The 25117-nt window shown below is 63.1% G+C and carries 22 protein-coding genes; 13 read left to right on the top strand and 9 right to left on the bottom strand.

The window, feature by feature from the left end; genetic code table 11:
- Positions 1–69 precede the first annotated feature (69 nt).
- The 5 genes from AB5Y91_RS14405 (at position 70) to AB5Y91_RS14385 (ending at position 5146) form a co-directional block, all read left to right on the top strand.
- Positions 70–2079: a methyl-accepting chemotaxis protein gene (locus tag AB5Y91_RS14405; RefSeq protein ID WP_368170115.1), complete on the top strand. Its 2010-nt coding sequence runs from the start codon at positions 70–72 to the stop codon at positions 2077–2079.
- A gap of 133 nt (positions 2080–2212) precedes the next feature.
- Positions 2213–3937: a proline--tRNA ligase gene (locus AB5Y91_RS14400; RefSeq protein ID WP_368170114.1), complete on the top strand. Its 1725-nt coding sequence runs from the start codon at positions 2213–2215 to the stop codon at positions 3935–3937.
- Between the two features lie 195 nt (positions 3938–4132).
- Positions 4133–4615: a PolC-type DNA polymerase III gene (locus tag AB5Y91_RS14395; RefSeq protein ID WP_368170113.1), complete on the top strand. Its 483-nt coding sequence runs from the start codon at positions 4133–4135 to the stop codon at positions 4613–4615.
- Positions 4498–4761 carry an exonuclease domain-containing protein gene (locus AB5Y91_RS14390; protein ID WP_368170117.1) on the top strand — a complete coding sequence of 88 codons (264 nt, stop codon included), beginning with the start codon at positions 4498–4500 and terminating at the stop codon, positions 4759–4761. Before AB5Y91_RS14395 ends, AB5Y91_RS14390 begins: the two co-directional genes overlap by 118 nt.
- Before the next feature lie 253 nt (positions 4762–5014).
- On the top strand, positions 5015–5146 hold the full coding sequence (locus AB5Y91_RS14385; protein ID WP_289986906.1) for a hypothetical protein: 132 nt from the start codon (positions 5015–5017) through the stop codon (positions 5144–5146).
- 95 nt (positions 5147–5241) lie between these two features.
- Here AB5Y91_RS14385 and AB5Y91_RS14380 read toward each other — a convergent pair whose 3' ends face one another.
- The 3 genes from AB5Y91_RS14380 to AB5Y91_RS14370 all read right to left on the bottom strand — a co-directional run bounded on the left by AB5Y91_RS14380 (position 5242) and on the right by AB5Y91_RS14370 (position 7150).
- On the bottom strand, positions 5242–5922 hold the full coding sequence (locus AB5Y91_RS14380; RefSeq protein ID WP_106884923.1) for an SDR family oxidoreductase: 681 nt from the start codon (positions 5920–5922) through the stop codon (positions 5242–5244).
- Positions 5923–5987: 65 nt separating this feature from the next.
- Positions 5988–6617 carry a TIGR04219 family outer membrane beta-barrel protein gene (locus AB5Y91_RS14375; RefSeq protein WP_106884924.1) on the bottom strand — a complete coding sequence of 210 codons (630 nt, stop codon included), beginning with the start codon at positions 6615–6617 and terminating at the stop codon, positions 5988–5990.
- 92 nt (positions 6618–6709) lie between these two features.
- Positions 6710–7150, bottom strand: a complete 441-nt coding sequence (locus tag AB5Y91_RS14370) for a copper chaperone PCu(A)C (RefSeq protein ID WP_368170112.1) — start codon at positions 7148–7150, stop codon at positions 6710–6712.
- 89 nt (positions 7151–7239) lie between these two features.
- Here AB5Y91_RS14370 and AB5Y91_RS14365 point away from each other — a divergent pair, with 89 nt between their 5' ends.
- Positions 7240–7995, top strand: a complete 756-nt coding sequence (locus tag AB5Y91_RS14365; protein ID WP_368170111.1) for an enoyl-CoA hydratase-related protein — start codon at positions 7240–7242, stop codon at positions 7993–7995.
- Here AB5Y91_RS14365 and AB5Y91_RS14360 read toward each other — a convergent pair.
- Positions 7988–8416 (bottom strand): DUF2753 family protein, encoded by a 429-nt coding sequence (locus tag AB5Y91_RS14360; protein ID WP_106884927.1) that lies wholly within the window; start codon positions 8414–8416, stop codon positions 7988–7990. The two genes, AB5Y91_RS14365 and AB5Y91_RS14360, sit on opposite strands and share 8 nt — an antisense overlap.
- A 295-nt stretch (positions 8417–8711) precedes the next feature.
- Between AB5Y91_RS14360 and AB5Y91_RS14355 the strand changes: the two genes are divergently transcribed.
- Positions 8712–9377, top strand: a complete 666-nt coding sequence (locus AB5Y91_RS14355) for a CatB-related O-acetyltransferase (protein ID WP_163138179.1) — start codon at positions 8712–8714, stop codon at positions 9375–9377.
- 36 nt (positions 9378–9413) lie between these two features.
- Here AB5Y91_RS14355 and AB5Y91_RS14350 read toward each other — a convergent pair whose 3' ends face one another.
- Positions 9414–10121 (bottom strand): ParB-like protein, encoded by a 708-nt coding sequence (locus AB5Y91_RS14350; protein WP_368170110.1) that lies wholly within the window; start codon positions 10119–10121, stop codon positions 9414–9416.
- A 173-nt stretch (positions 10122–10294) separates the two neighbouring features.
- Between AB5Y91_RS14350 and AB5Y91_RS14345 the strand changes: the two genes are divergently transcribed.
- The 4 genes from AB5Y91_RS14345 to AB5Y91_RS14330 all read left to right on the top strand — a co-directional run bounded on the left by AB5Y91_RS14345 (position 10295) and on the right by AB5Y91_RS14330 (position 14518).
- The gene (locus AB5Y91_RS14345) at positions 10295–11899 is read left to right on the top strand and encodes an ABC transporter substrate-binding protein (RefSeq protein ID WP_368170109.1); all 1605 of its coding nucleotides are present in this window, start codon (positions 10295–10297) and stop codon (positions 11897–11899) included.
- 109 nt (positions 11900–12008) lie between these two features.
- Positions 12009–12308: a hypothetical protein gene (locus AB5Y91_RS14340; RefSeq protein ID WP_025325786.1), complete on the top strand. Its 300-nt coding sequence runs from the start codon at positions 12009–12011 to the stop codon at positions 12306–12308.
- A 167-nt stretch (positions 12309–12475) separates the two neighbouring features.
- Positions 12476–14035: a methyl-accepting chemotaxis protein gene (locus AB5Y91_RS14335; protein WP_368170108.1), complete on the top strand. Its 1560-nt coding sequence runs from the start codon at positions 12476–12478 to the stop codon at positions 14033–14035.
- Positions 14036–14185: 150 nt separating this feature from the next.
- A complete protein-coding gene (locus AB5Y91_RS14330; protein WP_368170118.1) occupies positions 14186–14518 on the top strand; it encodes a hypothetical protein in 333 nt (110 codons plus the stop codon).
- Positions 14519–14569: 51 nt separating this feature from the next.
- Here AB5Y91_RS14330 and AB5Y91_RS14325 read toward each other — a convergent pair whose 3' ends face one another.
- Positions 14570–15790: a DEAD/DEAH box helicase gene (locus tag AB5Y91_RS14325; protein WP_368170107.1), complete on the bottom strand. Its 1221-nt coding sequence runs from the start codon at positions 15788–15790 to the stop codon at positions 14570–14572.
- A 188-nt stretch (positions 15791–15978) separates the two neighbouring features.
- Positions 15979–16479 carry a thiol peroxidase gene (gene tpx, locus AB5Y91_RS14320; RefSeq protein ID WP_042044238.1) on the bottom strand — a complete coding sequence of 167 codons (501 nt, stop codon included), beginning with the start codon at positions 16477–16479 and terminating at the stop codon, positions 15979–15981.
- A 223-nt stretch (positions 16480–16702) separates the two neighbouring features.
- Here tpx and AB5Y91_RS14315 point away from each other — a divergent pair, with 223 nt between their 5' ends.
- Positions 16703–19135: a zinc/cadmium/mercury/lead-transporting ATPase gene (locus tag AB5Y91_RS14315; protein ID WP_368170106.1), complete on the top strand. Its 2433-nt coding sequence runs from the start codon at positions 16703–16705 to the stop codon at positions 19133–19135.
- Between the two features lie 194 nt (positions 19136–19329).
- Here the strand turns inward: AB5Y91_RS14315 and pulA are convergent, their stop codons facing one another.
- Positions 19330–23397: a pullulanase-type alpha-1,6-glucosidase gene (gene pulA, locus AB5Y91_RS14310; protein ID WP_368170105.1), complete on the bottom strand. Its 4068-nt coding sequence runs from the start codon at positions 23395–23397 to the stop codon at positions 19330–19332.
- Positions 23398–23663: 266 nt separating this feature from the next.
- Between pulA and AB5Y91_RS14305 the strand changes: the two genes are divergently transcribed.
- Entirely contained in the window at positions 23664–24077 is a 414-nt protein-coding gene (locus AB5Y91_RS14305; protein WP_111913645.1) for a hypothetical protein, read from the top strand.
- Between the two features lie 27 nt (positions 24078–24104).
- Here AB5Y91_RS14305 and dmeF read toward each other — a convergent pair whose 3' ends face one another.
- Complete coding sequence (gene dmeF, locus AB5Y91_RS14300; RefSeq protein ID WP_368170104.1) at positions 24105–25076, bottom strand: CDF family Co(II)/Ni(II) efflux transporter DmeF; 972 nt, start codon at positions 25074–25076, stop codon at positions 24105–24107.
- Positions 25077–25117 lie beyond the last annotated feature (41 nt).

Here is a 25117-nt window from a genome sequence, read left to right as displayed (position 1 = left end):
GAATGGCGCATCTTGGCCATTGAGCGAACACTCAGTGGGCTTGTTCGGAACCAGGGAAGGTCCTGCATCATGAAAATTGTCACGACATCGAATCTTGGGCTCACTATCTTGCTCGGCTGCACACTGGGCATGGGGGTGATCGGCTGGTATGGCAGCCAGCGGCTGGCCGATTTGCTCTCCTATGTGCTGGGTGCCGCCTGGCAAACGGCCGATGGCGCCATGGAGGGATCCATCGAGCTGGGCAATCAGTCGCTCTATATCCAGAAAATGCTCAGAGGCATGCCCCTTGACGAGCCCGAGCTGCAACGGGCCAGACAGGCAGCCACCGACGCCTTGCGACGGGTGGAGCAAGGCAAGCTCATCGATGCGACTGCGCTCGGCACCCTGAACTTGCATGAGCAGGCCTATCAGCAACAGCAGGAAAAACTGCTGACGCTCTACCGCACCTTTACCGGTGTTGATCGGGCGCTGCGCGCCAGCTCGGAGCGCATGTCACGCCTCTCGACCCAGCTGGAAGTGATCGGTGATGGCGCGGTGGAGAGCCTCACCCGGTCACCGGATGAGGCCATCAGCTGGAATGGCGGCCTCGCCACCCGCTGGCAGGCGGCCGACGGCGGTATGGAGGCCAACATAGGTTTCCTGCGTCAGCTCTATGCCCTGGAGAAGATGCAGAGTGAAGGCCCCACCCCCGCCATCCAGGCCGAACTGGCCGAGGCCACCCGCTTCTACCAGGAGGCGGTCGACGGCATGCTGGCGACCGGCCTGTTCGATGTGCCCGGTGAAGGGGAGTTCGCCGGCCAATCCCTCGCCACCCAGTATCGCGCCCTGCTGGCCGACAACACCCGCCTTAACCGTGAATGGATCTCCGCCCTGACCGATTACCAGAGCCAGCTGGCTCGTTACGACAGCAGTGCCGAACAGCTCAAGCAGGCGCTGGTCGAGGTCGAGGCCAAGGGGGATGCCACTGTCGAGGATCAGGTAAATCAACTCAATACCATCATCGGCCATACCAGGAACCTGATCCTGGGCGCCCTGGTGTTGAGCCTGCTGATTGTCGCCCTCTGCGGCATCTGGCTGGTGCGCACCATAGTCCGCCCCCTGTTGCAAGTTGACCGGCGCATGCAGGACATAGCCGCGGGCGATGGGGATCTCAATGCCCGCATCAACCTCAAGCGAAACGACGAGCTGGGCTCGCTGGCCGGCAGCGTGGATCGCTTCATCGAGAAACTGCAGCAGATGATCAGTGCCACCATGGACAACAACCAGCACATCAACCAGCACGTGCACACCTCGGTCAACCGAGTCGAGGCCATCAGCCAGAGCAGCCGTCAAACCGCCAAGCATGCCCAGGCGCTACACCATGACAGCGAGCAGATGGTGCGGGTCGCCACCTCTATCTCTGACAACTGCGGCCTGGCCGCGCACAATGCCAACGAGGTCCGCCAGCTCACCGCAGAAAGCAGTCAGTACGTGACCTCCGCCAGCAACGGCATGCAGCGCGTGGTGGTGGAAGTGGGCGAGTGCGCCACCGCCATCAATGCCCTCAAGGAGCAGGCTGGCCAGATTGGCCAGATCATCTCCACCATCAGCAACATCTCGGAGCAAACCAACCTGCTGGCCCTCAACGCCGCCATCGAAGCCGCCCGGGCTGGTGAGATGGGTCGCGGTTTTGCCGTGGTGGCCGACGAGGTGCGCACCCTGGCCAACCGCACCGCCGCCTCCAGCGCCGAGATAACCGAGGTGATCAGCAGCATCCAGCAGCAGACCGAACAGGCCTATCTGATGATGCAACGCAACCTGAAAACCGTGGAATCAGGCATGGCGGATTCCGACAACACCAGGCAGATCCTGTTCAAGGTAGAGGAGGCCATCGACCAGTTGGCGGACATGGTGCAACAGGTAGCGGATGCCACCAGCCAGCTCTCCCACACCCTGAGCCACACCACCGACAAGGTCTCGGACATCAGCCTGCAGGCCCAGACCGGTGAGCAGGAGGCGCAGGAGTGCCTGCAGCTCGCCTCCTCCCTCCATCAGGCCAGCTTGCAGCAGCAGCGACTGCTGTCACAGTTTCGGGTCTAGCGCAGGCGGGGGCCCGCCCCCGCTTTCTCCCGCTGTGCAAATTTAGCCCTTGGGCAGCAACGCCCGGCCTGTTAAAATTCCGCACTTGAAATTTTCCAGGGCCCCGCGCCCGTTCTAGCTAAGGTCTACCGCGATGCGTACCAGCCAATATCTGCTTTCCACTCTCAAGGAAACCCCCTCCGACGCTGAAGTCATCAGCCACCAGCTGATGCTGCGCGCCGGGATGATCCGTAAACTGGCCTCCGGCATGTACGCCTGGCTGCCAACCGGTCTGCGGGTACTGAAAAAGATCGAGAACATTGTTCGCGAAGAGATGAACAATGCTGGTGCCATCGAAGTCTCCATGCCGGTGGTGCAACCCGCCGAGCTGTGGCAGGAGTCCGGCCGCTGGGATGACTACGGTCCCGAGCTGTGCCGCCTGACCGACCGCCACAACCGCCCCTTCGTGCTGGGCCCGACCCACGAAGAGGTGATCACCGCCCTGGTCCGTTACGAAGTGAACAGCTACAAGCAGCTGCCGCTCAACCTCTACCAGATCCAGACCAAGTTCCGTGACGAGGTGCGTCCCCGTTTCGGCGTGATGCGCGGTCGCGAGTTCCTGATGAAGGATGCCTACTCCTTCCACATCGACAAGGCCTCGCTGATCGAGACCTACGAGAAGATGCACGCCGCCTACTGCGCCGCCTTCACCCGCATGGGTCTGAACTTCCGTCCGGTGCAGGCCGATACCGGCTCCATCGGCGGTACTGGCTCCCACGAATTCCAGGTGCTGGCCGAGAGCGGTGAAGACTTGATCGCCTTCTCCGATACATCAGATTACGCCGCCAACATCGAGATGGCCGAAGCCCTGGCACCCGTTGGCGAGCGCGCTGCCGCAACCAAAGCTCTGACCAAGGTTGCCACCCCGGCGGTGCACACCATAGACGAAGTGGCCGCCTTCCTGGCCGTGGCCCCGACCGCCATCGCCAAGACCCTGCTGGTACTGGCGGAAGCGGATGAGCACGGCAAGCAGGCTGTCATCGCCCTGGTACTGCGTGGCGACCACGAGCTGAACGAGATCAAGGCCGAGAAGCTCCCTGGCGTGGCTAACCCGCTGACCTTCGCCAATGACGAGCAGATCAAGGCTGCCGCCGGTTGCGATGCAGGTTCCATAGGCCCGGTCGGCTTTGCCGGTCGCATCATTGCCGATCGCAGCGCCGCCCATCTTGCCGATTTTGTCTGCGGTGCCAACGAGACCGGCTTCCACCTGACCGGTGCCAACTGGGATCGCGACATCGCCACTTATGAAGTGGCCGACCTGCGCAACGTGGTGGAAGGCGACCCCAGCCCCTGCGGCCAGGGCAAGCTGCTGCTCAAGCGCGGTATCGAAGTGGGCCACATCTTCCAGCTGGGTACCAAGTACTCCGAAGCCATGAAGGCCAGCGTGCTGAACGAGGGCGGCAAGTCCGTCACCATGGAGATGGGTTGCTACGGCATAGGTGTGTCCCGTCTGGTGGCGGCCGCCATCGAGCAGAACAACGACCAGTACGGCATCATCTGGCCGGAAGCCATAGCCCCGTTCGAAGTGGCCATAGTGCCGATGAACATGCACAAGTCCGAGCGCGTCGCCGAGCAGGCACAGCAGTTCTACGCCGAGCTGAAAGCCGCCGGTGTGGACGTCTTGTTCGACGACCGTAAAGAGCGTCCGGGCGTGATGTTCGCCGACATGGAGCTGATCGGTATCCCGCACGCCATCGTCATCGGCGACCGGGGTCTGGACAACGGCGTGGTGGAGTACAAGTGCCGCCGCACCGGCGAGAAGCAGGAAGTGGCCATTGGCGACATCATCGCCATGCTCAAGGCCAAGCTGGGTCGCTAATAGCGCCTGCTAATTCTGCTTTTCGTTTTCGATAAAAAGGCCCCGGGTGTGAATTGCACTCGGGGCTTTTTATATGTTGCCTGTCTCTGCTGTTCATCACAAAAGCAAGGGTCCAGCAGCATCTCGATATTGCGCTGTACATGAAGTAGCAGATTTTCTAGACTGACGTTCTTTATCCAGATTGCCCGAGAGATTATGTCCACTGCCTTAGCCAATACCGTCGTCGTGCTCGATTTCGAGACTACCGGGCTCTCACCAGGACAAGGTGATAGAGCGATCGAAATTGGCGCCGTCCGGATTGAAAACGGCCACATCAGTGAACGTTTTTCGGCGTTGATGAATCCTGGCTTTAACGTAAGCAGCTTTATTGAGCAATATACCGGGATCAGCAATGCCATGCTGAAACAGGCGCCACCTTGCGGCGAGGTGATGGCGGACTTCGTCGAGTTTATCGGTGATGATAATCTGGTTGCCCATAATGCCTCCTTCGACAAGCGCTTTCTGGATGCTGAAATAGAGGACTGTCGGCGCACTATCCTGGGCAGTTCGCCTGCTCCTTGCTGCTGTCGAGACGGTTATTCCCCGAGGCGCCGAACCATAAATTGGCTACCTTGGTGCAATACCAGAATTTACCCAATGACGGGGTATTTCACCGCGCCTTGGCCGATGCTGAAGTGACGGCGCATCTGTGGCTCGCTCTGTTAAAGGAATTAGAGTGCCGGCATGGCATTTTCAACCCTGATTTTGAATTGCTGCTAACCCTTGGTAAAAAATCAAAGCATGCAGTTCAGTCTTTCCTGCAGGGATATGCGACTAAAAAATGATTCACTCAGGTACGATTAACCCCACCAGAATTTAAATATGATTCCGTATGGGGCTGGATGAAACATTAAATGTTGGAGTGGTAAGTTGCGATAACGCATTATAAAAACAGGTGCTTTTGTCATTTCACTCTAAACGTTTATTTTTACACCTTGATAATGCCAACCTTAATTAATACATTACAATGCCGGCCTTAAAATATATCAATCATTCCCACATCCCATTGCACGACATATTACCCATATCCCGCTGGCGATGCCCCAGAGCATCGGCGATCGCAGCCTGGACAACGGCGTGGTGGGGTACAAATGCCGCCGCACCGGCGAGAAGCAGGCAGTAGTGATCAAAGAGATTATCGCCATGCTCAAGGCCAAGCTGGGCCGTTAATTCCACTCCCTTGCCACCATAAAAAAGCGCGCCTGATGGCGCGCTTTTTGTTTCTGCTTTCGTGAACGACGGGAGCCGGATGGCAGGACACTGCCTCAGGCGTTGCGACCGATAAAGAGATCGGTCACGTGGCAGCTGCTTCTCGCCTCCAGTGCATCCAGCATGTAGGCCGCCGCGTCTTCCGGTGTCATGAAGCTGCTCGGGTCCACATGGTCCGAGTTGTCCCAGAATTCGCTGCGGATCCCGCTCGGGTAGAGGTTCACCAGCCGCAGGGGCGAGCCCTTGAGCTCGGCCCGCAGGGACTCCAGAAAGCCGCGCATCCCCCATTTGGAGGCGCAGTAGAGGCTCTCGTTGGCCTTGCCGGTCTGGGCAGCGGAGGACAGCACATTGGCCAGCACCCCGCCTTGTTCGCCGATGAGGCGCACCGTCTGCTGGGCCACCAGTATGGTAGAGACGAGATTGCTCTCCACCACCCGGCGCACCTGCTCGGCGGTGTAGACACCGACAGGGCCGAATTCCCCGACGCCGGCACAGTGGATCACAAGGGAAGGCAAGCCGCCCCAGGCCACGGCGGCCCCGAAGGCCATCTCCACCTCTTCGTGGTGGGCCAGATCGGCGGCGATGCCGACCACGGCGCTGCCGAGCCGCTGCTCCTGCTCCTGCAACTTGTGATAACGGCGCCCCATCATGGAGACTCTATGACCGCGCTCAACCAGTCCGATTGTCAGAGCGCGCCCAAGGCCGGAGCCCGCGCCAGTCACTATGATATGGCCCATTATCTCTCCTCCTCACCCTTGCCCGTCAAACACGCCCGAGTGGCGCATCGCCACCCTTCGTCAGATTAGAAGGTGAATTCGCCACCGATGAACCAGCCGTCGATGGTCTGGTCGACGCGATCGAAGTCCATCTCGGCTTCACGCCAGCCGGCACGGATCTTGAGCGGCACTGTGGAGAACTTGTAGGAACCACCCAGGCGGTAGTCATAGTTGTCGGCATCCTGCACCCGCAGATCACCAAAGGCGGCAAAGCCGGTACCCGGGATGCGCACTTCACCACCGGTGTAGGCCATCAGCACGTCCTTGTCGTAGGAGTAGTGCTGGGTGTTGAAGTCGCCATCGTAGCGACGACCGGTCAGACCCAGATCGAGCTGGAACAGGTCGTTGTTCATCAGGCGGTAGTAGAGGCTCAGATCATAGGCCAGCAGATCGTTGCTGAAGGAGCCGCCGCTGGTGCTGAAATCGGACATCTCGAACTTGGCGTTCGGCAGCAGGAAGATGCCGTGTTCCAGTTGCAGGTAGCCGCTCCAGTTGTAGTTGTCGTCGTAGCTGCCATCGGCACCGACGCCGCTGACCTGGCCGCCCCCCTGGGAGTTCCACATATCGGCACCCGCCGCGAAACGCCAGTCATCGGCGGCCATGGCTGCATGGCTGAACAGGGCAATCAGGGTGCCGGCAATCAGGGTCTTCTTCATTACATAGCTCCATTATGGACTGGAAAGACCATCATTTTACCCGGTGAGCAAGGAATACCTAGAGTAAAAAGCTGAACAAGCGTCCATTAATGTCAGTGCTGCATGCCCTTCATCGGCTCGACCGGCTTCACCGGCAGGCTCAGGCTCAGGGTTTGACCATCGTCCAGGGTCAGGGTCAGGGGGAAGGGTTTGTCCTCTGAGAGAGCCCCCACCTCGAACAGCATGATGTGGAGGCTGCCGGGTTTGAGGACGGCTTCCCCCCTGGCCGGGATTTCGATGCTCTCCACCTGGCGCATCTTCATGACGCCGTTCTCGTGCAGATGGGTGTGCAGCTCGGCACGGCCCGCGTCAGAGGAGGCTGCCGCAGTCAGGGTCACAGGTTTGTCCGCGTCATTCTTGAGCACCATGAAGGCCGCCGTGTTGGGCGACCCCGGGGGGAGCAGGCGCACATAACCGTCGACGGCCTCGACCTTGGCCAGTGCGGGAGCAGCCAGGAGCAGGGCCAGGCTGGAATAAAACGCACGTTTAAACATGGTTGAAATCCTTTTATGATGTTGTTAAACGAAGCAAAGCTTACCCCTGTGGCAAGCTTTTGGCAGCCCCCGAACACAAGGATTCAGACATGGCCCTCACAATTCTGGCCGAGCAGCAGGATGGCTTGCTCCTCCTGACCCTCAACCGGCCGGACAAGCGCAATGCCCTCAACACCGAGATGTACCTGGCCCTCACCCTGGCCTTTCAGCAGGCCGCCCTGGACGAGAGCGTGCATGTGGTGTTGCTGCAAGGGCAGCAGGAGTGCTTCACCGCAGGCAATGATCTCGCGGACTTCATGGGCAAGAGCAGTCTGGAAGCGGATGACCCCATCTTGCAGTTCCTCCACACCCTGGCCGACTTCACCAAGCCGGTGATCGCCGCCGTGGGCGGCCCGGCGGTGGGCATAGGCACCACACTGCTGCTGCACTGCGATCTGGTCTATCTGGGAGAGAACGCCCGGCTGCAACTGCCCTTCGTCGAGCTGGGGCTGGTGCCGGAGTTTGCCTCAAGCCTCTTGCTGCCCCGCGCCGTGGGCCACCTGAAGGCAGCTGAGCTGCTGTTGCTGGCGGAGGCCATAGACGCCGGGGAGGCGCTACGGCTCGGGCTGGCCAACCGGGTGCTGGCGGTGGAGGAGCTGCTCCCCTTCGCCCGGGCCCAGGGGGTGAAGCTCGCGGCCAAAGCGCCCAAGGCCCTGCTAAAGAGCAAGGCGCTGCTCAAGCAGGAGCTCAGGCAGGCGGTGCATTTCGTCATCGATCTGGAGGCCCGCGCCTTCTCCCTCGCCCTGCAAGGGGAGGAAGCCCAGAACCGCATCGCACGGCGGCTCGGGCGCACAACCGCTAGTTGAGGCGGAAGCGGCCTATCAACTCGCAGCCCTGCACCTTGTCCTGCACCTGGATCAACCTGGCGATCTCGGGGTTGGGGTGGCGCTTCAAGAAGGAGAGCAGGGCGGCGCGGCAGCAGCCCAGCTCGCTGATGAGAGACTCGCACTCCCGATTCGGGCACTGGGGCACCAGGGCGGTGACCAGCTCGGAGGCGAGCTTGAGGTAGCGCAGCTCATAGGCGGGCTCTTCCATGGCGCGCCAGAAGTCGGCCATGCGGTGACAGGTGGCGACCCGCATGCTGGCCAGTTCGTCCAGATCCCCGGACGCCAGCTCATACACCTCCCCCAGGGCCTGCTGATAGAGGCAGATGGCCGTGCCCAGTGCCCCCATGCCAAGGGCATTCTCCGCCTCCAGCATGTAACGCTGCCAGTTCTGATTCGTCATTGTCCTCTCTCCTGCCGATACGAGTGGAGCCTGTATCATGGCTAATCGAGAATAAATATCAACCAGACCCTTTGTGCAGGTTTTGACCAACTCCTCCCCCCCTGCTCCTTGGCATCGCCCTCCCCATCCCTTACCATCTGGCCTCTTCTGTCGGGAGCCCTTCCTCATGCAACGACCCCGTTCATCCCAGGCGCTGGGCTGCTCCACCCTGTGCGTGCCCCGCCTGCTGGTCTGGATCTATTAGCTGCGCCGAACCGCGCATCCAATACCTATCCATTCAACGAGGAACATAGCCATGACCATCTGCCAACATTGGTCGCAGGTCGAATACCTGCACCTGACGGTGACCAATCCCAACATCTGCCTCAAGGGGCGACACAGCTACTACTCGGGGGCCTGGGACGGCCCTTTCGAAGAGGAAGCCGTGCGCTACCTGCACGGCGACAGCTGGAGCCGCTCAGCCGACACCGGCTGGGAGCCGCTCTGGCACATAGACAGGCTCCATCTCGGCGACTACGTGCAAATAGCCGCCGGGGTGAAGATCATCATGGGGGGCAACCACACCCACAACCCGGCCTTTATCAGCACCTATCCGTTCGCCGAGGTGGCGGCGCTCAAGCGCAGCTACAGACCCGCGGGCGATACCCGCATCGGCAATGACGTCTGGATCGGCATGGAAGCCATGATAATGCCGGGCGTCACCATAGGGGATGGCGCCATCATAGCCGCCCGGGCCCTGGTCAATCAGGATGTGCCGCCCTATGCCATGGTGGCGGGTACCCCGGCCAGGGTGGTGCGGATGCGCTTTGGCGACGATGATATTGCCCGGCTGCAGGCGCTCGCCTGGTGGGATTGGCCGGATGACAAGGTGCAGGCCCTGCTGCCGCTGATCCAGCAAGGAGAGGTGGCCCTGCTGGAACAGGCCGCCGCCCGCTGGCAAGGGGCCTGCCAGGGATTGTGACGAGGGGGCGCCTGGGCGCCCCTTTTTTCTCCCGCGTCAGCTGCCACTGCGTGGCGGGTTGAGGCGACACTGCTTGCCGGGATAGCCGGGCAGGGCACTGGCCTTGCTGTTGCAGGCCAGGCGCTTGGCCTCGGCGAGGCGCTCCGCCAGATTGGCGGCATTGACCGGCTGCCAGGCCATCTGCTGGCCGAGCCAGCTGGCCCAGGCGAACTCGACGAAGTAGACCTGATCCTGCTTGCTGAAGTAGCCCGCATCCTGCAGCAGGCCCGCCAGAGTGCGGTAGGGATAATCCGGCAGATCCCTGATGTGGCCGGGCAGCTGTTCCGGGGTGAGCGGCTGGCCCCGCTCATCCTTGAGCCAGGCCCAGTGGTTGTTCTGCATCTGGCTCCAGAAACTGGCCCCGTCCTGCAAGCGGGCGATCACCTTGACCCTCGCCTCCTTCACCCCCAGCTGCCACAGCGCCTTGGTCAGGTGGTGCCTGTCCACCAGCCAGTAGCCGCCATCGGGGGCGATGACCACGGGTATCTCTTTCTTTTTCATCAGCTTGTCGAGTTGCTTCTCGCTCTTGTCCGCCAGTTCAGCCACTGTGGTGTCGACCTGCAACTGCCCCACCCCGCCCTGAGTCGGATGCAGTTGATCTATGCTCACCTCGCACCAGCTCCCCACCTGGCTGGTCTTCTCGCAAGGGGCCAGTGCCCAGGCACCCTGGCTCAGCACACAGGCCAATAACATCCATACTCTCATCGTTTGCTCCTCTTGCCCGCGCTCGGGCGGGCGTACATAGGGTTGCAGCCCCGGATATCATGGGACTCACGCTGGCGGTCTGACCAGCAAAGGGGATATCATGATTCCCCGTCTGCCGGCGATGAATTCTCGCCGAGTTTTCTCCTCGCTTCACACAATTTGAAGGATTCGCCATGAGAGGATGGAGCCCCCTGCTGGCCCTGCTGGGCTGTGTCTGTGTCCAGGCCGCCGATGTGCCGGCCGGAACCCAACTCGCCGCCGAACAGGCCGTCGTGCGTCATCTCAAGGACGAACCGGCCAGCCTGAGCCCCCTCAAACTGGTCGGCCTGCCCGAGTTGCAAGTACTCAGAGATCTCTATGAGGGGCTCTTGACCCAGGGGGCGGACGGCAAGGTGCTGCCCGGTGTGGCATCTCGCTGGGATAACGAGGGGAACCAGAAATTCACATTCCATCTGCGGCCGGATGCCCGCTGGTCCAACGGGGATCCGGTACGCGCCAGCGACTTCGTCTATGGCTGGCGCAAGCTGGTGGATCCCGAAGAGGCGGCCACCTTCGCCTGGTTTGCCCAGCTGGCCCACTTCGACAAGGTGGACGAGATAGTCGAGGGCAAGCTGCCTCCCGAGGCGCTCGGGGTGCAAGCCCTGGATGACCACACCCTGCAGGTGACGCTCTCCCAGCCGGTGCCCTACTTCCTGAGCCTGCTGACCCACCCCAGCCTCTCCCCCCTGCACAGGGCCAGCATGGAGCAATATGGCAACCAGTGGACCCAGCCGGGCAAGCTGGTCGGCAACGGTGCCTTCGTCCTGAGCCACAGGGTGGTGAACGAGAAGCTGGAGCTGACCCCGAATCCCTATTACTGGGATCGCGCCCATACGGTGCTGACCCGGGTCACCTTCGTCCCCATCAATCAGGAGAGTGCCGCCACCAACCGCTATCTGGCGGGGGATCTGCACATCACCGAATCCTTCCCCAAGGAGCAGTACCACAAGCTGATGAAGCAGATCCCGGGGGAGGTTTATACCCCGGAGCAGCTCGGCACCTATTACTATGCCTTCAACACCCAGCGGGCTCCCCTGAACGACGTGCGGGTGCGTCAGGCGCTCTCCTACACCATCGATCGGGCGCTCATCGCCGACAAGGTGCTGGGCACGGGTGAAAAACCCGCCTACCACTTCACCCCGGACGTGACCGCCGGGTTCGTCCCCAAGCCCAACCTGCTCTCCACCAGCAGCCAGCAGGCACTGGACGAGAAGGCCAGGGCGCTGCTGACAGAGGCGGGCTATGGCCCGGACAAGCCCCTCAAGCTCACCCTGCTCTACAACACGGCTGAAATTCACAAGAAGATGGCGCTGGCCATCGCCAACCTGTGGAAGCAGAAGCTGGGGGCCCGGGTCGAGCTCACCAATCAGGAGTGGAAAACCTACCTCGACAGCCGCCAGAGCGGCCAGTTCGAGGTGATCCGCTCCTCCTGGGTCGCCGATTACAACGACCCTTCCGCCTTCCTCGGTCTGTGGGGATCCCACCACAGCGGCAACATGGCCCGCTTCGCCAACCCCGGCTACGACGCCCTGCTGACCCGGGCGGCCAGCAGCCAGGATCCCGCCGAGCGGGCACGCCTGTTCGACGAGGCCGAGACCATATTGCAGGAGGAGGCGCCCATCGCCCCCATCTACCAGTACACCAACGCCCGTCTGATCAAGCCCTGGCTCAAGGGCTATCCTATCAACAACCCGGAAGACGTGGCCTACAGCCGCCAGCTCTACCTGGTCAAACACTGATCCCTCGGGGGCCAGCCCGGCTGGCCCCCTCTTCGCACTGTACCCATTCAAGTTCCCGGCATAAAATGCCGCCTCTCTTCGTCCATCAGTCCGTTAGATAGATCTCCCTATGCGTTGTCTGCTCCTGCTTGCCCTGTTGTTTGCCCTCCCGGCCAAGGCCGCCGATGAAAGCCAATGCCGCCAGGCCTTCCTCGAATGGATGCTGAGCCAGCAGAAGCAGTTCAGCGATCGCAAGGCCAGCAAGATGGAGCGGCGCAACGCCGAGCGGGCCATCGATCAGGCCCGTGACGAGTTCGCCAAGCAGGAGAGCTTCTGCCAGGCCATGGCCTGGGTCTCCCGCGATCAGAGTCAGGATCCCCGCTTCAAGCCCCGGACGGGGGAGATCCACGACTTCACCCCCCGCAGTTGAGCCCGCCCTGAAGTCGCCCTTCATCTACTACTTTTTTCAGTCGTCATAGTGTTGATTTATTGACCCAAGCCAAGATGGCCACTTGGGTCGCCCCTACAATGAAGCCGTAACAACAACACACAATAAAAACAAATTTATCAGTTACTTGGCTCATTCAGGATGCGCACATGACCACCACCCGGCAAGAAGGGGAGATCCGTTTCCCCGATCACATATCATTGATTTCGACCACGGACCCCAGCAGCCACATCACCTATGCCAACCAGCACTTCTGCGACGTGGCCGGCTACAGCGCCACCGAGATGGAAGGGGTTCCCCACAACCTGGTACGCCACCCCGACATGCCAAGGGCCGCCTTCGCCGACATGTGGCAGCGGCTGCAGCAAGGCAAGAGCTGGATGGGGCTGGTGAAGAACCGCGCCAAGAGCGGCCAGTTCTACTGGGTCAATGCCTACGTCACCCCCATCCTCAACGAACGTCAACAGATCATCGAGTACCAGTCGGTGCGCACCCGCCCCCAGGATCACGACATCGCCTGGGCGGAGCGGCTCTATGCCCGGATCCGGGAGGGCAAGGCACTGCCCTGGCAGAGTCGCTTCACCCTGGAGCCGGGACAACTCAGCCTGCTGCTCTCGGGCACCGCCCTGGTCGGCATGGGGGCCAGCCTGATCACGGGCCAGGTTGCCTGGGGCGGGCTCACCCTGCTCTGCCTGCTGGCCCAGATGGGGCATGGCTGGCACCTGCAACAGCGGCTGGCCCGGCTGCTGGCCATGGCGGGGGAGGAGCTGGGCACGCCCCTCTGTCAGGTGCTCTATGCCAGACGGCGGGACAGCCTGGCGGCCATCGAACTCTTGCTGCGCATGAAGAAGGCGGAGCTCAGGGCCGTGGTGGGGCGCAGTGCCGACACCAACCAGCAGATACTGCAGGCGGCGGAAGATGACAGGGGACATATCCAGACCATAGACACCCACCTGCAGCAGCAGCGGGCCCAGAGCGAGCAGCTGGCCGCCGCCATCACCCAGATGAGCCAGTCGATCCGCGACGTGGCCGACAACGCCCATCAGGCCAACGCCCTGGTGAGCGAGGTGCAGCAGGTGTCAGCCAGCGGCCAGCAGGCGCTGGCGACCACCCGTGCCTCGGTCAACCAGCTACACCAGGAGCTGGATGCCAGTCAGGGGGTGTTGGCGCGCCTGACCCAGGACAGCCAGAAGATCAGCGGGATCCTGGAGGTGATCGGGCAGATTGCGGATCAGACCAACCTGCTCTCCCTCAACGCGGCCATAGAGGCGGCACGGGCCGGCGAGCAGGGGCGCGGCTTTGCGGTGGTGGCAGACGAGATCCGGGCGCTGGCCCAGAAGACCCGCAGCTCCACCGGCGAGATCAGCGACATGATAGGGGCGCTGCAGCAGAGTACCCGGCAGCTCTCCGACGGCATGACCCAGGGGGCCCAGACCTCTGTCCTCTGCCAGCAGCACATGGGCGCCACCGCCGAGGTGCTCGACCAGATCAACCAGATGCTGGCCCAGGTGACCCACACCAGTGACGAGATAGCCCAGGCCGTCAGCCAGCAGGCGGATGTGACCAGCACCCTGGACCAGGGCATTCACCAGATCCATCAGCTGGCCAGCCACACCGCAGACAACAGCAGGCAGGCCCTCGATGGCATCACCCTGCTGGTGGAGCGGCTGCAAAACCTCTCCCGCCTGATCAATCAGTTCCACGACTGAGCTTGCCCCCCGTGTAGCCTGGCGCGTCTCTGGACGCGCTGCCCTTTCCCCTCCCGACACGCCGCTGACCCCTTCATCTCCTTGTCACGAAAATCTGGGTGAATGGATCCCGTTCCCCAGCTCCCGGCGAGCCTCGACAAGGATCTCATGATGCCCAAGCCTCTCGGTTATGCCGCCCTGCTAAGTATGCTGTTGCTGCTCCATCTGACCTGGCAGGAGCCCTCTCCCGGCGGGGTATGGCAAGGGTGGGAAGAGGCGCTGCAGGGAAGCCTGAGCCGCCACTTCCCCCGGGCCGAGGTCAGCATGGCGCTCTGGCTGCCAGCGGAGCAAGGTGCCCGCTATCAGCAGCAGTTGGCCGAGCTGGAGCAGCAGTTGGCGGCAAGCCGGGACACCATGGGCGCCGCACGCTGGCAGCAGCACAGGGCGGCGGTGCTCGGCCAGTGGCGACGGGACTTCTTCGGCCAGGAGCAGGACCAGCGCTGAGTGACACTCATGAGCCGGGATCGCTATCGGCTCATGGAAGAGGTCAGTTCGTCAGGCCTTGCCCTTGAACTGCTTGACGCTGCGCTTGGCCTGGGTGCGGCGGTTCGCCTGCTTGTCCCTGGGGGCTCGCTTGCCTTCCCCGCTCGCAGGCTGGTCGGTGACCGGGAAGCCTTCAAGCTCGGCCAGCGGCAGCTCACGACCGGTCAGGGTGCGGATGGCCGCGAGGGTCTCGGCCTCCCCATGGCAGACCAGGGAGAGGGCGAGGCCTTTCTGTCCGGCGCGGGCGGTGCGGCCGATGCGATGCACATAGACAGGGGCATTGGCGGGCAGGTCCAGGTTGATCACCACAGGCAGCGCCTCCACGTGGATGCCGCGCGCCATCAGATCCGTGGCCACCAGCACCCGCACCCTGCCCGCCTTGAAATCGGCAAGCGCCTGCTCCCGCACCACCTGATCCTTCTCCCCGTGCAGGGCCGCCACCGCTATGCCCGCCTTGGCGAGCTTTCTGGCCACGGCGTCGGCATCGTCCCTGGCGCTGATGAACACCAGCACCTGAGGCCAATCCTGCGCCTTGAGCAAGCTGATGAGCGCCGGCACCTTGCTGCTCTTGTTGACCAGATGGAGCCGCTCCTCAATCTCGCTCACCAGGCTGTTGAGGGGAGTTGCCTCGATGCGCACCGGGTTCGTCAGCAGGCCGGTGGCCAGGGTCTCGAGCTCGGTTGGCAGGGTGGCGGAGAACAGCAGGTTCTGCCGCTCCGTCGGCATGGCGTTCATCAGCCACTGGATATCGGGCCAGAAGCCCATCTCCAGCAGGCGATCCGCCTCATCCAGCACAAGGGTGCGCAGGTGGCTCAGTCCCAGCAGCCGCTGGGCCAGTAAGTCCCGCAGCCGCCCCGGGGTCGCCACCAGCAGTTGGGGCCCCAGGGCCAGCTCGCTCTGTTGCTGCTCCTGGGCCACGCCGCCGCACAGGGTCAGGAGACGCAGCCCCAACGCCTCGGCACCGCCCTGCAGCGCGGCGCTCACCTGGGTCGCCAGCTCCCGGGTCGGCACCAGCACCAGCCCCTGTACCCGATCGGAGGTCGCGTCCAGCCCCTGCAGCAGTGGCAGGCCGAACGCCAGTGTCTTGCCGCTGCCGGTCTGGGCCAGCGCCAGCAGATCCTGGCCCTTCAGCGCCGCCGGAATGGCAAGCTGCTGGATGCGGGTCGGGGTGTGCAATTCGGCAGGCAAGGCGGCCAGCAGGGCGGGATCGAGGTGGAGTTCGTTAAAGGTCATGGGGCTACGCGGCAGGAAGAAGTGGGAGGCGAAGTCTAGCCAGCCTGACCCCATAAGTAAAAGGTCGGTGAGAAGAAGTGGGGGTATATGGGCCAGCGAGTCTGTTCACCTCAACCCTGAGGGCCACGGCGCCCGCAATAAAAACGGCCTGCATCAGCAGGCCGTCGGCAATCAGGGCAAGACGAAACTTACAGGGCGGCCAGGGCGGCGGCGTAGTTCGGCTCGTCGGCCACTTCGGCCACCAGCTCGCTGTGCAGCACCTTGTCGTTTTCATCCAGCACCACGATGGCACGGGCAGCCAGGCCCACCAGGGGACCGGAGGAGAAGGCCACGCCGTAGTCCTGCAGGAAGGAGACGCCACGCAGGGTGGAGAGGTTCACTACCTTGTCCAGACCCTCGGCGCCGCAGAAACGAGCCTGGGCGAACGGCAGATCGGCGGAGATGCACAGCACCACTGTGTTGTTCAGGGCGCTGGCCTGCTCGTTGAACTTGCGCACAGAGGTGGCGCAGGTCGGGGTATCGACGCTCGGGAAGATGTTCAGGATCTTGCGCTTTCCGGCGAAGGTCGCCAGGGTCGCATCGGACAGATCGCCAGCAACCAGGGAGAAGGGCTTGGCCTGCTCACCGGCAACGGGGAAATGGCCGGAGACGGAGACGGGGTTGCCTTGCAGGGTGACGGTATTGCTCATGTTAGGTCCTTGATTATCGATGGGGGATCCAGGGTTCCCAGTATAGGCCCAGCGGCAGGGGACAAACACCCGCTAACAAGAGGGATTTGTTGCCGCCCTGTCTCGCCCGTCCCGCTGAGATGGTGCAAAGAGGGGCTTGACCTTGGACTTAACACCAAGGTTTACACTGGGCTCAGACATTAGGGATCCCGCAGGGGCGGGATCCACTCAAGAGGGACTCATCATGAGCAAATCCTGCTGCAGCCATTCCCATGCCGCCCCCATCAAGGCCATCGGCAAGGCCGCCCCCCATCAACACGAACACGGGCACGACAGCCACTGCTGCGACAATGCGGCCCCGGTCAGCTGCTGCGCCGGTACGGCCTCCCATGCCCATCAGGAGCAGGGGGTAAACGAATCACCGGGGGATGAAGAGCCCCCCAGAGGAAGTTGCCAGAGTCAGGGTTGCTGTGACTCGCAGCCGGCTCATGACCATAGCGACCATGCTGGTCATGATCATCAGTCGGTCGCCGACAGCCCCGAGCCCCTGGCTTCGCCGACCCAGAACAGTCGCCGCCACAGCTGGCAGGTGCTGGGGATGGATTGCCCCAGCTGCGCCCGCAAGATAGAGACCGCCGTCGGTCGGGTGGCTGGCGTGCAGCAGGCCCGCGTGCTGTTTGCCACCGAGAAGCTGGTGGTGGATCTCGCCCCCGGCCTCTCCCCCGACCCCGTCACCGCCGCCGTGCTTGCCGCTGGCTTCCGGCTCAAGGGCGAGGCCAGTGCCAAGGCCGCCGATGACAAGCATCGCAGCCCCTGGCTGACGACACTGAGCAACTTGTTCGGCAAATATGGGCAACCCCTCTCCCTGGCCGCCCTGATGTTGGTGGCGGCCCTGCTGCCGGCCCAGTTCGGCCAGCCGCTCTTTACCCTGGCGACACTCTGGGGGCTCTGGCCCGTCGCCCGCAAGGCCTGGGCCCTGACCAGAAGCGGCTCCCCCTTCGCCATCGAGACCCTGATGACGGTGGCAGCGCTCGGCGCCCTCTTCCTCGGCGAGACCGCCGAGGCGGCCATGGTGCTGCTGCTCTTCATGCTGGGGGAACACCTGGAGGCCTACGCCGCCGGTCGTGCCCGCGCCGGGGTCACCGCCCTGATGGCCCTGGTGCCCGACCAGGCGCTGCGCATTCGTACCACCGCAGAAGGTGAAAGACGGGAAGAGGTGGCGGCCGACGAGCTGCGCCCGGGCGACATCATCGAAATCGCCCCCGGCGCCCGTCTGCCGGCCGACGCCCGCCTTATCGATGCCCTTGGGGCCTTTGACGAGAGCGCCCTGACCGGCGAGTCCATCCCGGTGGAGCGCCGCCAGGGTGACAAGGTGCCCGCCGGCAGTCTGGCGGCGGATAGAGTGCTGCGCCTCGAGGTGGTCTCCGAGCCCGGCAACAACGCCATCGACCGCATCCTGCACCTCATCGAGGAGGCCGAGAGCCAGCGCGCCCCCATAGAGCGCTTCATCGACCGCTTCAGCCGCTGGTACACCCCGGCCATGATGCTGGTCGCCCTGCTGGTGATGCTGGTACCGCCGCTCGCCTTCGGCCAGGGCTGGGATGAGTGGATCTACCGCGCCCTGGCGCTGCTGCTCATCGGCTGCCCCTGCGCCCTGGTGATCTCCACCCCGGCGGCGGTTACCTCGGCGCTGGCGGCGGCAACCCGCCAAGGGGCCCTGATCAAGGGCGGTGCGGCCCTGGAGCGACTGGCCCAGGTCGACACTGTCGCCTTTGACAAGACAGGCACCCTGACCCTGGGCAAGCCGCAGCTGACCGAGCTGACAAGCCTGGATGGCCGACCGGAGGCAAAACTGCTGGCCCTGGCCGCCGCCATCGAGCAGGGCTCCCACCATCCCCTGGCCCGCGCCGTGGTGGCTGCCGCGAGCGAGCAGGAGCTGGCCCTGGCCAACGCCCGGGATCTGCGCGCCCTCCCCGGCATGGGGGTAGAGGGGCGCATCGACGGCGCCCTCTGGCAACTGCTGGCCCCGAGCCGGGTTCCCGCTCTGGGCGAGGCGCTCAAGGGGCAGATCGCCGCCCTGGAACGCCAGGGCAAGACGGTGATTTTACTCTGCCGGATGGGAGAGGCCCCCAGTGCCCTGCTGGCGCTGCGGGACCAGATCCGGCCGGAAGCGGCTGCGGCACTGCAAGAGCTCAAGGGCCTGGGGCTGCAGAGCATCATGCTGACCGGGGACAACCCGCGCGCCGCCGAGGCCATTGCCGGTGAGCTCGGCATGGAGTGGCGGGCCAGCCTGTTGCCGGAGGGCAAGGTGGAGGAGATAGCCAGGCTCGCCAAGACGCGCAAGGTAGCCATGATAGGGGATGGCATCAACGACGCCCCCGCCATGAAGCGGGCCAGCATCGGCATCGCCATGGGGGGTGGCACAGACGTGGCGCTGGAGACCGCCGATGCGGCCCTGACCCACAACCAGCTCGGCGGCCTGGCCGCCATGATCCGGTTGTCCCGCGCCGCGCTCGCCAACATCCACCAGAACATAGCCCTGGCGCTGGGGCTCAAGGCCATCTTCCTGATCACCAGCCTGCTCGGCATCACGGGTCTGTGGATAGCCGTGCTGGCCGATACCGGCGCCACCGCCCTGGTCACCGCCAACGCCCTGCGACTGCTGCGCAAGCGCTGAGGTTCAGCCAGCAACACAAAGCCGTCACCCCGGGGTGACGGCTTGTCTCTTCCCTCCCCCCCATAACTGCAAAGAAAAAGCGCGGCGGCCCTCTGGCAGTCGCGCTTTGCTTACTCTCTCGGGGTTATCCCACCCTTGGCGAGGTGGAATTCAACCCGGGGCTGCCGAGCCAGTCCCGGGCTCGATGGGAAGGCTTACTTGGCGCTGCACTCCTGTACTATCACTGTGCCCACCTCGCCAGAGGTCTTGGCCGGATCGACCTTGACCAGGAAGCTCCACAGGCCCTGGGCCAGAGTCATGCTGTTGTTGCCCATGCCGCCATCGCCGTGCTGCAGCGGATAGGACTGCTCGGGCTCCAGCGCGATCAGGGTGCCACCGGCATCCTTGACGAAGAACTGCTTGCTCCAGTTGCCGTCATCGTTGGCAAACTTGAAGTCAAAGTTGCCCCCGTAGTTGAAGGCGGCCTGATAGATGGCGAGGTTGCCCTCCATCCCCTTGTAGCTCAGCTGGTAAGCCGGTTGCGCGTTCCAGTCGCTCAGGCTGCCGCGAACATAGAGCGGGAAGCCCAGCGGGTTGCCCGCCACAGTATCCAGCACCTTGCAGCTCTGCACCGGCTCTGTGTAGCTGACGCTCAAGGTCGGCTTCTCCTTGTTCATGGCGGTGAAGACGAACTTGTAGCTGCCCGCCTTGTCCAGCGCCAACCCGACGTTGCCCGTTGAACCACCAGCACACAGGGTCAGCGGCGTGCCCACCACCAGCTTGTCACCGGCGTTGCAGCTGCCGTAATTGATGTTCCAGCCAGCGTCGGCCACCTTCAGCTCGGTGTTGCCAAGCTGATCCGCCGTCACTTCAGCGCTGAACTCGTACATGAAGTTGCTGGTGAAGGTCAGCGGGTTCTTGTCCCCGAAGCTGGTATCCAGGAAGCCCTTCATGAAGAGCGCCGTGTCACCGAAGGGGGGCAGGGTGCTCAGGTCAGTCTTCTTGCCCACCGGCAGGCCCGCGCCCTGGGCACCACTCTGCGGCTTGATGAAGACGGCGGCAGACCAGGCTCCGAGGGTCAGCTGGCCGTTGTCATAGCCGGCGCCACTGGCGATGCTGTCGACCCCGCGATGCTTGCCACTCAGCACCATGCCGGAAAGATCGATGGGCTGATCGTTGCCGTCACGGAAGTCGCCGATGCTCTGGGGGGCATTGGTGGCGTTGATCATCACCACCAGGCCGTCGATGGCGGTATCCAGATCCGCACCCGCGCTCGCACCGTCATCCACGCTCATCACGATGAGGCCGGGCACCTGATCCGGCCCGGTGTTGCGGAAGTCGACCCGCTTGATCACCTCAGCCCCGCTGCCAAGACGCAGCAGACGGGAGGATTGACGCAGCTCGGACAGCTCCTGGTAGAAGCTCACCATCTGCGCCATCTCGGCCGACCCCGGCGTGGCGTGCTGGCCGAGCACCTGCTCGATCAGCGCGTAGTTGGCCTCGTCCTTGTCCTTGCGCGGCAAGCCCTTGTCGAAGTTGTTGTCGCCGAGGGTGTAATCGACTCGGTTGTACCAGTCGCCGGAGTCGTAGCTGTCACGCTCCATGGACTTGGAGCGCAACAGCTCGACCCCGGCGTGGGTGAAGGGGATCCCCTGACCCAACATGGCGGTGGCCAGCGACACCCCCTGCATCCGCACCAGATCGACCCCTCCCCGCGCCTTGTAGACCAGGTTGTCGAACAGGGTCTGGTTGTCATGCTTGTCGACGTAGTTCTGAACTTCGGTCGGATCCTGGGCATAACCTGCGGCCTGACCGTTGTAGTCGATGTCGGCGCCCTTCTTCGGCACCCCGTCCTTGTCGGTCAGCACGAACTCCTTGAGGTTGCCCGCCATGCCGAGGCGCACCAGATCTGACTGATGCAGGGCGGTGGCGAGATCCACGCCGTCCAGCTCGTTGGCATCCACCAGGGCGCCGTTGCCGAAGCCCTGGGTCTTGCGAATGGCCTCGCCGCCGTCGAACGGGCTGCCGCCGCGCACCGCATCCCGCAGTCGATCGGAGAAGGAGCCGATGCCGGTGCCGGCCAGGTGTTTCTGGGTCGCCTGCACGAAGCGCTTGTCATCCTGCACTTCGCCGAAGTTCCAGCCCTCGCCGTAGAAGTACATCTCGGGATTGACCTTCTTCACCTCGGCCAGGGCCTGCACCATCTGATCTTTCGGGTGATGACCCATGAGATCGAAGCGGAAGGCATCGATCTTGTAGTCCCGCGCCCAGGTCACCAGAGAGTCGTCCATCAGCTTGGCGAACATGGCGTGTTCAGGCGCCGTGTTGGAGCAGCAGGTGGAGTTCTCGACCGAGCCGGTCTCGGGATTGAGGCGCTGGTAGTACCAGGGCACTATCTTGTCGAGCACGGATTTGGGCCCGAGGCCGGCTTCGTTGGTGTGGTTGTAGACCACGTCCATCACCACGTTCATGCCGATGTTCTGCTTGATGGCCATGACCATCTCGCGGAACTCCTTGATCCGGGCCGTCCCCTCCGCATTGGTGGCGTAGGAACCTTCCGGGGTGGTGTAGTGGTAGGGGTCATAACCCCAGTTGAAGGAGTCCACCCCGCGCAGATAGCCATACAGCTCCTGCACCACAGGATTCTCCTTGCTGTCGCTGGCTTGCAGATCTTCCAGCACCGCCGCAATGGTCTCACCGCCGCCGCAGTGGCTGGCGAACCTGGAGTTCTTGACCTCGGCATTGACCTCGCACAGCTTGCTGAAGTCATCGCCGATGTTGGCCACCTTGGCCGGATCCTCGTTGACGGTGGCGATGTCGAACACCGGCAGCAGATGCAGGTGGCTGACGCCGCTCTTGGCCAGGGACTTGAGGTGGGTGACGGGGACGCTGTCGCTGTCGGTCAGCCCGAGGAACTTGCCGCGGTGTTCGGCCGGAGTGGAGTCGTCATTGCCGGTCAAGTCCCGGACATGAGCCTCATAGATGGTGATGTCGGCGGGATTGGCCTGGCTGTGGGGGGCCTTGAGGCTGTCCCAGCCCTCGGGTTTGAGGGCAGGATCGTCGAGATCCACCACCTGACTGAACTCGGAGTTCATGGCCAGGCTCAGGGAGTAGGGGTCTGTCACCTGGTAGGATTCCAGCTTGCGGCTGACCGGATGATAGACCTCGACGGCATAGCGATAGTACTTGCCCACCAGGTCGCTACCGCCCTGCAGGCTCCAGCTGCCGCTGGCTTCGTCTTGTGTCATGGCGCGCTCGCCGAGGGCCTTGTGCTGCTCGTCAAAGAGCGCCAGCTTGACCGACCTGGCGGTCGGTGCCCAGAGCCGGAAGGTGACGTTGCCCCCTTCCACTATGGCGCCATAGGCCAGCTTGGTGGCGGCATCGGCATAGAGGGCATCGAGGGCACCGGCGCTCTGCACCAGGGTAGCTCCCTGCAACACGCCCTCGTCATCCGTGCCTATGGCCACCAGTTCCCCCTTGAGCAGGGGCTTGAGATCCGCGCCCGATGGCAGGGCGAAGGCGGCGGCATCCTTGAGGTGCGGGTACTTGGCCTGCTGCGAGGCCGAGAGGCTGGTCGGGGTCAGCTTGATATAGGGGAAGTCGAATACCCCTTCGGCATTGGCGGTGATGGTGCCTGATTCGGTGTGGTAAAGGCGCACATAGGGCTTGTCCTTGCCCCCTTGCCAGATCAGGGTGTTGCCGTCGATGAGGTGGGCACTGGCCCCCGCCACGCCGAAGGCGGCGGTGAAGGCCTCGGCACGGCTGCCGAAGATCTCGTTCTTGCCCGCGACTATGGCCACTGTGCGATCCGGGTGATCGCTGAAGATGACCTCCATGTTGGCGCCGGTCAGGTTGGCCAGATCGCCGTTGCGCGCGATGAAGTTGATGCAGCCCTCCATCTTGGCCAGCGGCACCACCCAGGCCGGGCCGAAGCTGTCCGCATCGGCTGGAACATTCGCCTTGCTGTCCCAATCGTCATAGCTGGGAACCTTGGTCTTATCGATGGCGCTGCAGGCATCGTTGTTCCACAGGTGCAGGCTGTGGCTGGCGAAGGGCCCTGTGATACCGCGCGCCGCGCTGCTCTGGGTATCCACCAGGGCGATCACGGCCTCATCGGGACCGGCCACCAGCAGCTCGGCCGGGGGCTGGACGTTGGGAAGACGAGCGACGGGCTCATCCTGAGGGGTGGGGGTAGGAGTCGAAGAACTGTTGTCGTTACAGCCTGACAAAAGCGCGAGCAGTGAGGCTGTTACCAGCGCCACTTTGGTCTTTTTCATATCCATTTTTTTATAATTCCCGCTGTAGTTGGTCTCGATACTCGAGGTACCCGGTCGTAGCCGAGCGATGCCATATTAATCAGCGGAGATTGTTGTAAATGTGAGCAACAAGGCAAAAAAAACCAATCCGTTTCAACAAGATAACGTTTTCATAACGAAAATTGGATCGCGCTCACAGACCCGCCCCGGCTTTGGGCCCATACCAGCAGAGAGAGGGGTTCATGCCGGAAAAATCAATTTCCGTTCAAATGGATAGCAAGGAGTCATGGCCTATGAAACGGATCGAGGAGCAGGCAAAACGGCTGGATCAGGAGTATCAGGGGATTGCCCAGCTGTTCCACCAATTTTGCCAGCAGGCCGGGGGGCTCGCCGAGCAGTATCACTTCTTCAGCTGGCCCGATTACGAAGAGACGCCGCCCCTCTGCCGGGCCTTCACCCTGCTGGGTGAGCCGCGCGAGCTGCGGCTGCGCTGTCAGCCCGGTGAGCGGGGAACCCTGGTCGGCATCATCCAGATCCTGGATGACGAGGGAAAGACCCACGCCAGCCTGGGCTTTCGCGCCGACGGCCACCTGCTGCTGGAGCCGGGTCGACTGCTGGATGATCCCCCTGGGTTGCTGCTCAAGCTGATGCTGGGCTCGCTCTGGCAGGATCAGGCCAAGGGGGAAAACGAGCGCCCGCCACACTGAGGTCAGGTGCCGGGGCCCTGGCTGGCCTCATCCCTGCGCTATCTCTATGGTCAGGTGCACCAGCTCCTCGTGGATGGCGAGCCGTTCGCGGATCGCCTGGGCCGGGACTGGGACCGCCATCCGCAGGGAGAGCACGGCCGCATACTGCACCTGCCCCACCCGCCAGACGTGCAGATCGCGGATCTCGGCGTCAGGCAGCTCGGCTATCACCTCGCGGATCTCCGCCACCAGGGGAGCGTCCATCTCCGCATCCAGCAGCACCCGCCCCGTGTCCCGCAGCAACCCCCTGGCCCAGACAGCCACCAGCACGGCCCCCACTATGCCCATCAGGGGATCCAGCCAGTCGGCCCCCCACAGCATGCCCCCCACCAGGGCGATGATGGCCAGCACAGAGGTGGCCGCATCCGCCAGCACGTGGAGGTAGGCGGCACGCAGGTTCAGATCCTGATGGCCGTGGTCGTGGGGGTGAGCATCATGGTCGTGACCCTGGTGATGATCGTGATGATGAGCGTGGCCGTGGTGATGAGCATGACCGTGATGATGGTCATGATCATCCCTGAGCAGCCAGGCGCAGGCCAGGTTCACCAGCAGGCCGAGCAGGGCGATGCCGATGGCCTGCTGATAGTGGATAGGGCTGGGATCCAGCAGCCGGGCCACCGACTCGAACAGCATCAGGCCCGCCACTCCCACCAGCAGCAGGGCGCTGCTGAAACCTCCCAGCACCTCTATCTTCCAGGTACCGAAGCTGAATCTGTGATCCCGGGCGAAGTGGCGGGCGGCGCGATAGGCCACGACGGAGAGGCCGAGGGCCAGGGCATGGGAGCTCATGTGCCAGCCATCCGCCAGCAGCGCCATTGAGTTGTAGAACCAGCCGCCACCGATTTCCGCCACCATCATGATGAGGGTGAGCAGCACGGCCCAGCGGGTCTTGCGCTCCGCCAGCGGATTCCCCTGATGCACGACGGGTTGATGGCAGTGGAATGAGAGCAGGGATGACATGGATTTCTCCTGTGGGCCACGATGAAATATACTATACCCCA

It is taken from the genome of Aeromonas sp. R4-3 (assembly GCF_040908275.1).
Lineage (GTDB): Bacteria > Pseudomonadota > Gammaproteobacteria > Enterobacterales > Aeromonadaceae > Aeromonas > Aeromonas rivipollensis.
Note: the sequence above shows the minus strand (reverse complement) of the source record. Positions and strands in the feature narration are given on the sequence as shown.